Source organism: Acinetobacter sp. 10FS3-1 (genome assembly GCF_013343215.1).
Taxonomy (GTDB): domain Bacteria; phylum Pseudomonadota; class Gammaproteobacteria; order Pseudomonadales; family Moraxellaceae; genus Acinetobacter; species Acinetobacter lwoffii_C.
Window position 1 is genome coordinate 2,538,169 of sequence record NZ_CP039143.1, and the last position, 14,289, is coordinate 2,552,457.

At 45.7% G+C, this 14,289-nt stretch carries 11 protein-coding genes; 6 read left to right on the plus strand and 5 right to left on the minus strand.

What is annotated here, in order from left to right:
- Window positions 1-288: 288 nt before the first annotated feature.
- The 3 genes from E5Y90_RS12025 to dxs form a co-directional block, all read right to left on the minus strand.
- A complete protein-coding gene (locus E5Y90_RS12025) occupies window positions 289-2,136 on the minus strand; it encodes a DEAD/DEAH box helicase (RefSeq protein ID WP_151206719.1) in 1,848 nt (615 codons plus the stop codon).
- 526 nt (window positions 2,137-2,662) lie between these two features.
- Complete coding sequence (locus tag E5Y90_RS12030; protein WP_151205620.1) at window positions 2,663-3,493, minus strand: inositol monophosphatase family protein; 831 nt, start codon at window positions 3,491-3,493, stop codon at window positions 2,663-2,665.
- Between the two features lie 114 nt (window positions 3,494-3,607).
- Window positions 3,608-5,518, minus strand: a complete 1,911-nt coding sequence (gene dxs / locus E5Y90_RS12035) for a 1-deoxy-D-xylulose-5-phosphate synthase (protein WP_174660293.1) — start codon at window positions 5,516-5,518, stop codon at window positions 3,608-3,610.
- 309 nt (window positions 5,519-5,827) lie between these two features.
- On the opposite strand from dxs, the gene ribA reads away from it, so the two are divergent.
- Entirely contained in the window at window positions 5,828-6,430 is a 603-nt protein-coding gene (ribA, locus tag E5Y90_RS12040) for a GTP cyclohydrolase II (protein ID WP_174660294.1), read from the plus strand.
- A gap of 105 nt (window positions 6,431-6,535) precedes the next feature.
- On the opposite strand, the gene hemN is transcribed toward ribA, so the two are convergent.
- A complete protein-coding gene (gene hemN, locus E5Y90_RS12045) occupies window positions 6,536-7,909 on the minus strand; it encodes an oxygen-independent coproporphyrinogen III oxidase (RefSeq protein WP_174660295.1) in 1,374 nt (457 codons plus the stop codon).
- Window positions 7,910-8,144: 235 nt separating this feature from the next.
- On the opposite strand from hemN, the gene hemF reads away from it, so the two are divergent.
- The 5 genes from hemF (at window position 8,145) to E5Y90_RS12070 (ending at window position 13,074) form a co-directional block, all read left to right on the plus strand.
- On the plus strand, window positions 8,145-9,092 hold the full coding sequence (gene hemF / locus E5Y90_RS12050; RefSeq protein ID WP_174660296.1) for an oxygen-dependent coproporphyrinogen oxidase: 948 nt from the start codon (window positions 8,145-8,147) through the stop codon (window positions 9,090-9,092).
- Window positions 9,093-9,239: 147 nt separating this feature from the next.
- Complete coding sequence (locus tag E5Y90_RS12055; protein WP_151205281.1) at window positions 9,240-9,446, plus strand: hypothetical protein; 207 nt, start codon at window positions 9,240-9,242, stop codon at window positions 9,444-9,446.
- A gap of 88 nt (window positions 9,447-9,534) precedes the next feature.
- On the plus strand, window positions 9,535-10,323 hold the full coding sequence (gene aroE / locus E5Y90_RS12060) for a shikimate dehydrogenase (RefSeq protein ID WP_174660297.1): 789 nt from the start codon (window positions 9,535-9,537) through the stop codon (window positions 10,321-10,323).
- Window positions 10,324-10,692: 369 nt separating this feature from the next.
- Entirely contained in the window at window positions 10,693-12,516 is a 1,824-nt protein-coding gene (locus E5Y90_RS12065) for an acyl-CoA dehydrogenase C-terminal domain-containing protein (RefSeq protein WP_151205283.1), read from the plus strand.
- A gap of 348 nt (window positions 12,517-12,864) precedes the next feature.
- A complete protein-coding gene (locus E5Y90_RS12070; protein WP_151205284.1) occupies window positions 12,865-13,074 on the plus strand; it encodes a cold-shock protein in 210 nt (69 codons plus the stop codon).
- A 49-nt stretch (window positions 13,075-13,123) separates the two neighbouring features.
- Here the strand turns inward: E5Y90_RS12070 and hemW are convergent, their stop codons facing one another.
- Entirely contained in the window at window positions 13,124-14,278 is a 1,155-nt protein-coding gene (gene hemW, locus E5Y90_RS12075) for a radical SAM family heme chaperone HemW (RefSeq protein ID WP_174660298.1), read from the minus strand.
- Window positions 14,279-14,289 lie beyond the last annotated feature (11 nt).

Here is a 14,289-nt window from a genome sequence, read left to right on the forward strand (position 1 = left end):
GTCGGGTCTATTTCTTAGAATGAAAAATTTTATCAGGCTGGATTCTAACAGAGTCTCGTCAATTAAAAAAATAATAGAGATAAAAAATAATATTACACAAACCCAAAGCCAATGCGAGATAAGGCATTAGTAGCTCAAGCACAGTAAAACGTAACATCCGAATCTTCCTATTCTTCAATTATCACAAGTTATAATAAATTTGACTCAGTATACATTTTAATTGAAATAAGTAAAAAGATAGGCATAAAAAAACCAGCGTAAACGCTGGTTTTTTTAGGTCAGATTCAATTAGTCATTGAATTTACGACGTGGTTGGCTCTCGCCACCAAATGAACGTTCACCACGTGGCTTGTCATCAAAGTTGCGACGTACTGGACGATCACCTGCATCACGCTTTGGACGATCATCAGCGAATGAACGCGCTGGACGGTCACCAAAATTACGCTTTGGACGATCATCGCCAAATGAACGTGCTGGACGGTCACCAAATTCACGTTTTGGACGGTCATTGAAAGCACCTTCACGACGTGGCTTGTAATCTACACGGTTACCGCGGTTATCATCGTTATTATCAGTACGAGGACGGTCACCAAATTCACGACGTGGACGGTCATTGTTGAACTCGCGGCGTGGACGGTCTTCGCCATTGAATTCACGACGTGGACGGTCATTATTAAATTCGCGGCGTGGACGATCTTCATTGAAGTCACGACGTGGACGGTCAGCAAAGCCACCTTCACGACGCGGACGATCACTGTTGAAGTCACGACGTGGACGATCTTCGCCAAATGCTGGACGTTCGCCACGAGGTTTATCATCAAAGCTGCGACGTGGACGGTCATCACCACCTTCACGACGCTTGAAATTGCTTTCGCCTTCAAAACGACGACCGCCACCGAAACCACCGCGACCACGACCGCCGCCATCACGACGACCACGACCACCGTCACGGCTACCGCGTGCAGGAGGTGGAGATGGCTCCAGACCTTCAATTTCAGATACATTTAAACGTGCATCAAGGAAGTCTTCTAGAGCACGGATCTTGCCACGCTCACGGTAAGTTGCCAAAGTAATGGCCTTACCGGTACGGCCCGCACGGCCTGTACGACCAATACGGTGTACATAATCTTCGTTCTTCATTGGAAGACCAAAGTTGATCACGTGAGAAATTGTTGGTACGTCTAGACCACGAGCAGCAACATCAGTCGCTACTAAAATCTTGGCACGACCTTCACGGATGCTGCGTAAACGACGGTTACGAACGGTTTGCGGCATGGCACCGTGTAGTGCAACAACTGACAGACCTGCTTCAGAAAGCTCTTCAGCCAGCATGTCGGTGTCTTCTTGAGTTGATGCAAATACCACAGCCTGGTCTACATCTTCTTCGCTTAACCAATGCGTTAACAGTTTTTTCTTATGCTCGAAACCATCAGTCCAGTGTAAAGTCTGGGTGATATCTGTATTTGTTGAGTGACCAGTTTCAATCGCAATACGCTCTGGATCATTCATCATACGTTCAGCAAGCGTGATAATACGTGGAGCAAATGTTGCAGAGAACATTAAGGTCTGCTCACGATTTCCAGCCAAATCACCAATTGCTTCCAGATCTTCAGAGAAGCCTAGATCCAGCATACGGTCTGCTTCGTCTACAATCAAAGCATTTACTTTATCGAGTTTGAGCTGACGACGGTTAACAAGATCCAGTAAACGACCTGGGGTTGCAACAACCACTTGTGCGCCTTTTAACTGCTGGATTTGTTTACCAAATGGCATGCCACCCATGATTGCAGCAATACGCACACCTTTCATGTGACGTACAAGTGCAATGGCATCCTGACTCACCTGTTGAGCCAATTCACGTGTAGGACAAAGAACCAGAATTGAAGGCTGAGTGATCGCTTTCATACGTTCTTTGAATGGTACAAAGGTATCTTCGTTTGCAAGTGCGTTCAACGTTGGAAGAAGGAACGCTGCTGTCTTACCCGAACCTGTCTGGCTAGATACCAAAAGATCTTTGCCTTCAAGTGCAGCGGGAATAGATTGTTCTTGTACAGAAGTCGGAGCAGTAAAGCCTAAACCTTGTAGAGCTTGTTGTAACGATTCGTGTAAAGAAAATTCAGCAAAAGTTTTGCTCATAGAGTATTTCACCCGAAAATAGGGTGCTCCATTAAAAATAAAGTCAAATGGACATCGACAAAAAGCGGCACAGCAATAAACACTGAAAAAGAGATGATTCAGCGGCGATCCGAGTAACGACGATGTGATATAACGCACGCATGATTAAGCATAACCTGAAGGAATCGCTTTAGCGATTGGGGCGCGAGATATCGTCCTCTCTTTGGACCGCACGCGCATACACAATGATAAGAAGAGAAATGTTCAGGTAACGAACAGAAATTAAGTGCGTGCCAAGATTATAGCAGGATAATTTATAAAGTCATCCGCTTTTCGTATTATTTTGTTTAACCGTCAATTTTTTCATCATTTTCCGAAACTTAGCTCAGGTGAAAAAAGCAGCTTATTCTCCATTTGGTCAATTTTCCCTAAACTCTTATGACTAAACAGATGAATCAAAAGTGCTTTAGAAGCAATCTCAAATGAATAATTTGCAAGAAAAAAGGCATCCCGAAAGATACCTTTTTTCATATTCGATTAAAGCCGATTATTTGGCTGCTTCACCCCAAGCAGGAACAACTGCTTGCATTAACGGTTTAAGCATCTTCATTGAGCAAGCCAAAACCTGACCATTTTCCATAGAGTCGCTACCGCCACGTGCATCCACCACAGTACCGCCCGCTTCTTTCACAATCAGCTCACCTGCTGCAATATCCCAAGGTTTCAAGCCAAGCTCGAAATACCCATCAAGACGGCCAGCCGCTACATAAGCCAGATCCAGTGCCGCAGAACCTGCACGGCGGTATTGAGCACCCGCTTCGGTCACATTTAACAATGATTCAAAATGGTTCTTGGCATAAGACACAACTTCACCATTACGTTTGGCACGGTAAGCATGACCTACGGCCAAGAAAGTATTATTCAGACTGTCTTTTATATTGACACGGATACGGCGCTGATTCAGCATTGCACCGCGACCACGGCTTGCAGAGAACAACTCATCTTTTACCGGATCATAAATTACGCCGTGCTGAGTCACGCCTTTGTGCTGAACTGCGATAGAAATACAGAAATGCGGAAAACCGTTGATAAAGTTAAGTGTGCCATCCAGCGGATCAATCACCCAACACCAGTCAGCGTCATGACCTTTACCTTCCTGATAGCCAAATTCTTCACCCAGGAAACTGTGATTTTTATAGCTTTTACGTAGAGTATCGATAGTCAACTGTTCCAGATAACGGTCTACACGCGTTACCGGACCATCAATGCCTTTTTCTTCGACTTGCAGATCGAGTTTATGACGATTCTGATGCGCTTTTAAAAGCTCTTGACCAACTAATTGAGCCGCACGCGCAGCCATCACCACCATAGGTTCCATTGAACACCCACTACAAATTTGAAGATATTGATAAAGAATAATGCATAAAAGCCCGCATATTTTAGCAAATATTCGGGCTTTTTGGGAAAAAATGTGTCTAAAGTTTTTAAATACTTAGGATAGAACGCTTTGTGCCAGTTTAGACCAGGCCTGAGCAATGGATTTTTCAATACTTTGTGCATCAAGTCCAGCTTGTTGCAACATCTGGCTATGTGTTGCCTGTGCCATAAAGGTATCGTCCAGCCCCAGATTTAACATTGGCTTCACGATCTGTGCTTCAGCCAGATATTCATTGACTGCACTACCAGCACCGCCCATGATCGCATGCTCTTCGACAGTAACAAATAAACTGGTGGAGTGTGCAAGCTGATCCAGCATACTGGTATCTAAAGGCTTAATGAAACGCATATTGATGACACGTACGCCAACTTCATAGCGACTGGCAAAAGCCTGAGCTGCTTCTACGGCTGCCTGGACCCGACTACCGAAAGCCAGAATTGAAATATGCTCATCAGATTGCTCGTTCAGGCTGAGCAAAGCCTCTGCCTGACCAATCGGCATCTCGACCATAGTTTGCTGAATTTCAACACCCAGTCCATTACCACGTGGATAACGTACCGCGGCCGGACCATTATAAAGATAAGCCGTATGCAACATCTGACGGCATTCATTTTCATCTTTAGGCGCCATAATCACCAGATTGGGAATTGTGCGCATATATGCATAATCATAGGCACCGGCATGTGTCGGCCCATCTTCACCGACCAGCCCCGCCCGGTCGATGCCAAAGGTCACATCCAGATTCTGTAAGGCCACGTCATGCACCAACTGGTCATAACCGCGCTGCAAGAACGTCGAGTAAATGGCGACGACCGGTTTTAAACCTTCACAGGCCATACCGGCTGCCAGTGTCACCGCATGCTGCTCGGCAATGGCAACGTCAAAGAAACGTTCCGGATAGTCTTTGGCAAACTGGACCATGCCTGAACCTTCGCACATGGCGGGAGTAATAGCCAGTAGGCGTTTATCCTGTGCAGCCTCATCACAGAGCCATTGCCCGAATACGTCTGAATATTTGGGCGCCATCTTGACTGCTGCGACCGCATTCAGTTTGCTAATGGCATGATATTTAATCTGATCCGATTCAGCAGGTGCAAAACCTTTACCTTTTTTGGTGTAGACATGAATCAGACGTGGTCCGGTCCGCTTTTTCAGGGCATTAAATACATGAACCAGTTGCTGGACATCATGACCATCATAAGGACCGAAGTAATCAAAACCAATGGCTTTAAACAGGTTATCAGCGGCATCAGTTGCCGCGCTGTGCAAGCGTGAGTTATACAACCATTCTGGATGTGGCTGTACATAGGCCTCACCCTCTTCGGTTACATTGACAAATTCACCACGCTCCCAGATTGCTGCAAGATGCTTGGCAAAACCGCCCGTACTGCATGAAATTGACATATCATTGTCATTTAATACAACCATCAGGTTGGCATGATGTGCCACCGCATCATTCATGGCTTCAAAGGCCATACCTGCGGTCATGGCACCATCGCCAATAATTGAAACCACTTCACAGGGGTCATTCTGATAACGACGTGCCAATGCCATGCCCAAGCCAGCAGAAATTGCGGTGGAAGAGTGGCCTACCCCGAAGGTATCAAACTCGGATTCGTCACGGGCTGGAAACGCAGCCAGACCGTCCTTGGCACGAATCGTGGTCAACTGTTCCCGGCGTCCGGTCAAAGCTTTATGCGGATAGGCCTGATGACCCACATCCCAGATCAGGCGATCATGCGGCGTCTGAAAGCAATAGTGCAAAGCCACAGTCAGCTCAATTACACCGAGGTTGGCACCAAAATGCCCTCCACTTTGCCCAGCAGCATACAAAATGAATTGACGTAACTCATCCGCCACTTGCTCTAGCTGGCTTTGCTCAAGTGCACGCAGTTGCTGAGGATGATCAATTCCATCTAGCAATGGTGTTACAGGACGTTGAGTTGGAATTTCTGTATACAACATATATGGCAAAGCCTTCTAAAGCCTGGCAAATGCTAAGCGAGGTCAATGGGGAGTACCCGATCATATAGTTGAATTGTAGCAGCTTCAATTCAGCTACGCTTCTAGCGACGCATTATTACACAATGATTTCATCGGGGTAAAAAATTTGCAGGCTACGATTATCCTGAATAACCTCACTATTTATCAACTATTATCGTTCGCTTTCTTAAAAAAAGAAAATGTTCTCCACAAAATCCCCTGTGCAATTCTACTAATGTTTAATCATTAGGCTATACTTTAGTTACTTTTTAGGATTTTACGGGTTCAGCTGTGCCAATCGAATTTGTCGCAACGTCAAGATTACCGACCGCTCATGGTGAATTTAAAATTACTGTTTTTCAAGACCCTAAGACAGGAGAGGAACATATCGCGCTCTCTAAGGGTTTAGAGGAACCCACTGATGAGCCAGTCCTGGTTCGTATACATTCAGAATGTCTGACCGGTGATGCCTTTGCTTCCCTGAAATGTGACTGTGGCCCGCAACTGCAAGCCACCCTCAAGCTGATTAATGAAGTTGGCTGCGGCGTGATTTTATATCTGCGCCAGGAAGGACGTGGAATAGGCCTGACCAACAAGATTCGCGCCTATGCCTTGCAGGATCAGGGACATGATACGGTCGATGCCAACCTGATGCTCAATCTGCCAGCAGATGCACGTCAATATGATATGTGCAGCATTATGCTGGATCATTTGAGAGTGAAAGCGGTACGCCTGATCACCAACAATCCGCTTAAAATTGATGCGCTGACAGCACAAGGAATTCAAGTGACTGACCGTGTTCCCTTGACAGTAGGCTTAAATCCATTCAATGAGCAGTATCTCAAAACCAAGCATGAACGTATGGCACATATGTATCAGAAGGATGATTTTTAACGTCTGTTAAGAATTCTCCCCTCTTCCTCCCTTTTCCCAAGGGAGGAAGTTTATTTCATTGAAGAAAGTTTTCCTCATCTCTCCTCCCGCGAAATCAGGATGCGATTAAATCGTCATCGAGAAAATCCGGTTTTCCGGCATGCGGCGCTTTAAATGCAAATCAAAGGCCATACAAATATTGCGGACAAAAGGTTTGCCTTTTTCCAAAATCGTGACTGATGCGTCTGCTATTTTAATCAATTCATCCTGCTGCATTTCTTCAAGCTGCTCCAGCACTTCCTCAATTTCAGCAAATTGCAGTTCAGGATTTTCCCATGAAGTGTTAAAGCTGCACATCAGGTTGAGAATATGCTGGCGAATGATCAGATCTTCCCGAGACAGAATATGTCCTTTAAAGACCGGAATCTTATGCTGTTCTAGACATTCATAATATTCTTCAATCGTTTTCACGTTTTGCGCAAAGCTATACCAGCTGTCACTGATTGAAGAAACCCCCAGTCCAATCATGAGCTGGGTTTTGGAAGCGGTATAGCCCATAAAGTTGCGGTGTAAAGTCCCTGTTTGAAAAGACCGGTACATGCTGTCACTGCTTAGGGCAAAGTGATCCATGCCAATTTCATGATAGCCCTGTGCCAGAAGCTTGTTTTTGCCTTCTTCATAGCATTGGCGTTTGAGTTCATCTTTGGGCACATCAGTATCTTTAAAGCCGCGCTGGCCATTGCCTTTAATCCATGGCACATGGGCATAGCTATACAAGGCCAGACGATCCGGTAGCAGTGAGTTGGTCTGGTCGATGGTATTTAGAACATCGTCCAGACTCTGAAAAGGCAAGCCAAAGACCAGATCATGCGAGATGGAGCTATAGCCAATCTCACGTGCCCATTCAGTGACCTGCTTGACATTCTCATAGGGCTGAATCCGATGGATGGCTTTTTGTACGGTTGCATTATAGTCCTGCACACCATAGCTGACCCGGCGAAAACCCAGATCATACAACCCTTGCAAATGCTCACGCGTGGTATTGTTTGGATGGCCTTCAAAACTGAACTCATGTTCTGCGGCAATGTTCGCCTTGAGTAAAATTCCCTGAATCAGCTGGGTTAAATGCTCAACTGAGAAGAAAGTCGGCGTACCGCCCCCCAGATGAATTTCTTTAATAAGGGGCTTGTCTTGCAGCAATTCACAATACAGTGCCCACTCTTTCAATACGGCTTGAATATAAGGCTGCTCTACTTCGTGGCGTTTGGTGACACGCTTATGGCAGCCACAGAAGGTACACAGGCTTTCACAAAAGGGGAGATGAATATACAGGCTAATGCCCTCTGACTGATTCGACTCGTCAAAAGACCGCTTTAAGCTCTGCTTCCAGCGGGCCAGGGAAAAATCCTGTTCCTGCCAATAGGGGACGGTTGGATAGCTGGTGTAACGTGGACCAGGAACATTATATTTCTGAATAAGAGATTTCATCTGAACCGACATGCTGTCCACCTGTGAGCAGATAAAGCCCGAAAAAATGAGTGTGCTCAGCTATTGTGAGATGCATCAAAAAAGAATTCAACCAAGCTCTCCGGTCGGATTTGAGCCTGGCCCCGCCTGACCTCTTGCTGAGGTTGAGTCGGCCGGCACAGAAGGAGTATTGAGAAAAACACCTTAATTTTTAGGCCATTTTATGGTTTGATGTAAACAGCTTTTTAATCTCCTCATGAGGGTTCTGATGCAGCATCCAACATCTATGGATATTCAACGCGTTCGCGAATTTCTCCTCGACCTGCAAGCTCGGATCTGTGCAGCACTTGAACAGCAAGAACGGGCGGGCGGCGGTAGCGCCGAATTTGTGATTGATGACTGGGAACGTCCTGAAGGTGGCGGTGGCCGTTCCCGGGTTTTACAAAATGGCACGGTGATTGAAAAAGGTGGAGTAATGTTTTCCCACATCAATATATCCAACCTGCCGGCTTCGGCGACTGAACGCCATCCGAATATTGCCGGCGCCAAGGCTCAGGCCATGGGGGTATCGCTGGTCATCCATCCTAAAAACCCGAATGTACCAACCTCACATGCCAATGTACGCTTATTTGTGGCAGAAAAAGAAGGCCAGGATCCCATCTGGTGGTTTGGAGGCGGTTTTGATTTAACCCCCTTTTATCCCAATGATGACGATATTTTATCTTGGCATCAGACGGCACATGACCTGTGTGCACCCTTTGGGGCCAACGTGTATGCCGAACACAAAAAATGGTGTGATGATTATTTTTATCTGAAGCATCGTGACGAGCAGCGCGGGGTGGGCGGCCTATTCTTTGATGACCTTAATCAGTGGGATTTTGAGACCTGTTTCCAGTATATACAAGCTGTAGGCAATGGCTATTTAGAGGCTATTCTGCCTATTTTCAAGCGTAATCAGAACAAGGCATACACGCAGGCACAGCGCGATTTTCAGCTGTATCGTCGTGGCCGCTATGTAGAATACAATCTGGTCTATGACCGCGGTACGCTGTTTGGCCTGCAAACCGGCGGGCGGATCGAATCGATTCTGGTCAGCCTGCCACCTCTTACTGGCTGGTCATATCGTCCTGAATGGGCTGAAGGTTCAGCTGAGAAGCGCCTCACCGATTACTATCTTAAAGCGCATGACTGGTTAACACAACTGAAAACCAAATAAGAATCCCCTACATAATTACATACAAAGTGTCCTCAAATAGAGGACATTTTCAATAGATAAATCATCTATACTCAAAAGCAATCCCTGAACCCGGGAATACCCTGCATATTGTCTGGTTCAATAATTTAATGACTGAGTAAAATAAAAATGTATGATGCTGATTTAAACCCTGCCCTTCTGGCCTTTTGGCTGTTTCTAATTACCTGTATTGCTGCGATTAGCACCGCTATAATTAGCCATAATTTTGTTCTGGACAGTGTAGCCATCAGTGTCAGTGTCCTGACCGTTGCTGGCGTGGTGATCAGCATGGCGCTATTTCTGGCAGAACAGATTATTGAAACTTGTAGTTCTTGAAATTCGAACAGCTTAAATAAGCAGGCGCTTTAGTCCTCGGTCATTTTCACGTATATTGATGCGCATTTCAGCACATGGACACTGTGAAATGAGCAAGCAATTTGCTGTGGTCGGTAATCCCATTGAACAATCACGCTCTCCGGAACTTCATCAGGCTTTTGCAGCCAAAACCGGTATAGCATTAAACTATAAGAAACGTCTGGCACCACTCGATGGTTTTAGCGCCAATATTCAGGAATTTTTCGCTCAGGGGGGCAGCGGCATGAATGTCACAGTGCCCTTTAAAGAGCAGGCTTTTGCTCAATGTCAGGTCCTGACCGAGCGCGCCAAAATTGCTAAAGCCGTCAATACACTCTGGATGCAAGAAGGTGTATTGCATGGAGATAATACCGATGGTCAGGGACTGGTCGAAGCCATTCGTGCCTTGGACTGGAATCTGGAAAATACCGATATCCTGATGATTGGCGCAGGCGGTGCTACACGTGGAGTGATTTATCCGCTGGTACAAGCAGGCGCCAAAAAAATCGTGATTGCCAACCGTACTCTGGCGCGTGCCGAACAGCTGGTGACAGACCTGCGCGATGCCGTGCCGCAGGCGGAATTACATGCCATCGCCCTAGATGCTCTAACGGGTGATTTTGATCTGGTCATCAATGCCACTTCTGTGAGCTTAACGGGTGATGCACTGATACTGCCAGACAGTTTGCGCTTTAAACAGGCCTATGAAATGGCCTATGGCAAGCCTTCTTCTTTCCTCGATCAGGCCAAAGCCCGCGGTGTACCGACTTCTGAAGGTTTTGGTATGCTGGTCGGTCAGGCCATTGAATCCTTTTATATCTGGAATGGGGTAAAACCGGAGCTGAAGGATTTTCTTTAATTTTTTCACTCCTCCGCTAAAGGACTGTCGAATCAGTCCTTTTTCAACTTTTTATGCTTATCTGATTGGATTTAGTGACATCTTTTCACTAGAAAAACCCGATAACATTTGGGTACAACTTATACAAAACTAGTACTGGACACAGCCGCTTTTTATTCATTAAAGTCTAATCAGATAAGCAGTTTTTATCTAACCCTGCTCCAGACCCAAGCCAGGCGAGCAAAAGAATAGCCAGCAACAGCTTGAATATGTAATTCGCTTTTCTGACAATTTTATTTGCGTGCCTTATCAATGTTTTTTTATTCCAAGTATGAATAATCATAGAATCGATACAGATAATCCAAAACTATTTTAATCAGGATTAAACGCATGCCAGCTTATAAAGCCCCTTTACACGACATTCGCTTTTTAATGAATGAAGTGCTTGACTACCCTGCGCACTACCAGAACCTGTCGAATGGTGAATATGCCGATGCTGACACGGTAGACATGATTTTGGAAGGTGCGGCAGATTTTTGTGAAAATGTCCTTTCTCCTTTAAACCAGAGCGGTGATCTGGAAGGCTGTCATTTTGAAAATGGCGAAGTCAAAACACCAAAAGGCTTCAAAGAAGCCTATGACCAGTTTGTACAAGGCGGCTGGCAAGGTTTGTCCTATCCTGAAGAATTTGGTGGCCAAAACCTGCCAATGTCTCTTAACCTGATCAAATCAGAAATGATGGGAACAGCTAACTGGTCTTTCCAGATGTATCCGGGCCTGAGCATAGGCTGTATCAACACCATCATGCAATATGGCACCGAGGCGCAAAAGAATACTTATCTGCCTCATCTGGTTGCAGGCACCTGGGCAGGCACCATGTGTCTGACTGAACCACAATGTGGTACGGATCTCGGTCAGGTGAAAACCAAGGCTGAGCCGAAAGAAGACGGCAGCTATGCCATTTCAGGAACCAAGATTTTCATCTCTGCCGGTGAACATGATCTGACTGAAAACATCGTGCATATTGTCTTGGCCCGTCTTCCGGATGCGCCGCAAGGCACCAAAGGGATTTCCCTGTTTATCGTGCCGAAATTTGTTCCAGCAGCAGATGGTGGGATCGGTGAACGTAACCCGGTGACCTGTGGTTCGATTGAACACAAAATGGGAATCCGTGCGTCTGCGACGGCCGTTCTGAACTTTGACAATGCAGTGGGCTATCTGATTGGTGAGCCAAATAAAGGCTTACATGCCATGTTCACATTTATGAACACCGCGCGTATCGGTACGGCCATTCAAGGCATCTGTCATGCAGAACTGTCCTTCCAGGGTGCTTTACCGTATGCAAAAGAACGTCTGTCTATGCGCGCCCTGTCGGGTAAAAAAGATCCGGAAAAAGTAGCTGATGCAATCATTCACCATGCGGATGTGCGCCGTATGCTGCTAACCCAAAAAGCGATTGCTGAAGGTGGCCGTGCCATGATTTATCATGCTGCCCAAATTGCAGACAATATGAATGATGCGCTGGTACGAGGTGACCAGGCTGCTTTTGAAGAACAGGATGATCATTTAGGTTTCTATACCCCGATTCTGAAAGGCTTCCTGACCGAAATGGGCTTTGAAGCAGCCAACCACGGTGTACAGGTCTTTGGTGGACACGGTTATATCCAAGAATGGGGCATGGAGCAGATCGTACGTGATGCCCGTATCTCTACATTGTATGAAGGTACCACTGGCGTACAGGCACTTGACCTGATTGGCCGTAAAGTCCTGTTGACCTCTAAGGGTAAAGTCATCCGCGATTATACGGCTGAAATCCTGAAATTCTGTGGTCAGCATGCACGTAATAAATATATGCGCCGCTTTGCCTGGGATCTGACCAAGCTGTGCGCGCAGTGGAATGCCCTGACCGTACGTATTATGCTGGCAGCACGTAAAGACCGTGACATCGTCTCAAGCGCTTCGGTGGACTTCCTGATGTTCTCTGGTTATGTGATGATGGCTTATTTCTGGGCACAACAAGCGGCAGTCGCTTCTGCGAAACTGACCTCTGGTGATGGTGCAGAAACACCAGAATTCTATAAAGCCAAAATCAAAACAGCAGATTTCTATTTTGAGCGCCTGTTACCACGTGCCCAAGGACATGCTGAAGCCATGGTTAACCCATCAAAAACGTTAACGACTCTGGCAGCAGAACATTTTAGCTTCGATTACTAATAAGCAAAGTAATTAAAAAAGAGCGCAATAGCGCTCTTTTTTTATATATACAAGCGTATTTAAAACTGTTTATATGAAAGACGTACACAAAACACACAAATTTATTTGTATATTTTTCAAAACCCTAAACGATATTCAGTATAATTTTCTTGAAAATCTATAAATAAAAGGTATCATGACGATAACTAGAAAAATTCTTGTTTTGGTTAGTCTTCTTTCAAGTATCGCAGTTTTAGTCATAAACCTTCGTTTTACAGATCAAAAAGCTCCATCCTTTTCATTTTTCAAAGTTACGGTTAGTCATCTGAAATTTTGACTAAAAACACACAAGATTCAATAGGTTATATTATGTCTAATACAGTTAATGGTACAGTAAAGTGGTTTAACGAAACTAAAGGTTTCGGTTTCATTCAACAAGAATCTGGTCCAGACGTTTTCGCTCATTTCAGCGAAATCCAGGGTTCTGGCTTCAAAACTCTAATTGAAGGCCAAAAAGTTTCTTTCATCGTTGCTCAAGGTCAAAAAGGCCCTACAGCGACTCAAATCACTGCTCTATAAGTAGAGACTGATTTGAAAAAGCACCCGGAAGGGTGCTTTTTTTATGGGCTTAAAGAAATTCTTCCAGCACTGAATTTAAAAATATATGTCCCTGTTCCGTACAGGCAATGCGACTTATATCCTCTACCATCAAGTGTCGCTGACGTAGTGAATCCAAGAGTCCATTTAAATGCTCAACTGAAAGGCCGGTCCGCTCACTATAAAGTTTGGTATCTACGCCGTTGTTCAAGCGCAGGGCATTCATCATAAATTCAAATGGCAGCTCGCTCTCTTCAATCCGTTTAAGCTGTAAATGCTCAGCAGGCACTTTAGCCAGATAATCTTTGGGTAAACGGGTTTTCTGGAAACGGTACACGCCATCCGGTCGAGTTACTTTCCCATGCGCCCCTGCTCCAATGGCCAGATAATCGCCAAATTGCCAATAATTCAGATTGTGTGCCGAAGGCAATTCTTTACGCCAGGCAGAGACTTCGTAATTAACAAAGCCTTGGGCCTTGAGGTAGCGCTCGCCCTGCTCCTGAATATCTTCCAGAACCTCATCTAGCGGTAAAACTGGCTGAGTGCGGAAAAAGACCGTATTCGGTTCTATAGTGAGCTGATACCAGGAAATATGTGTTGCTCCATGTTCAACGGCGAGCTTCAGATCATTCAGCGCCTGTTCTAGAGTCTGTTCCGGTAGTCCATGCATCAGGTCTACATTAATGCGCTGAAAGCCAGCTTCATGTACCAGCCCAATGGCAAAAAGAGCATCTTCATTGCTATGAATCCGCCCTAAGCGTTTCAGATGTTCAGTATTAAAGCTTTGCACGCCAAGCGAGAGACGGTTAATACCTGCTGCGAGATAGCCCGCAAAAGGATCATGCTCGACGGTGCCTGGATTGGCTTCCAGGGTAATTTCACAATCCGCTTCAAAAGGAATAATCGCCTGCAATTGTGTAAATAACCATTGATAGCCTGGTGCAGAAATGAGCGAAGGGGTTCCACCACCGATAAAAACACTGTGAATGGCGCGTCCCTGGGCAAAATCTACCTGAGTTTTAAAGTCCTCGACCAAGGCGTGTAAATATTCCTGTTCCAGCTCCAGAGACAATTTCCCCTCAGGAACCGCATGTGAGTTAAAGTCACAATAAGGACATTTGCGCACACACCACGGCATATGGATATAAAGCGATACAGGAATCAGGGCGGGATTTAGTTCAGCCAAAGAAGTACTCA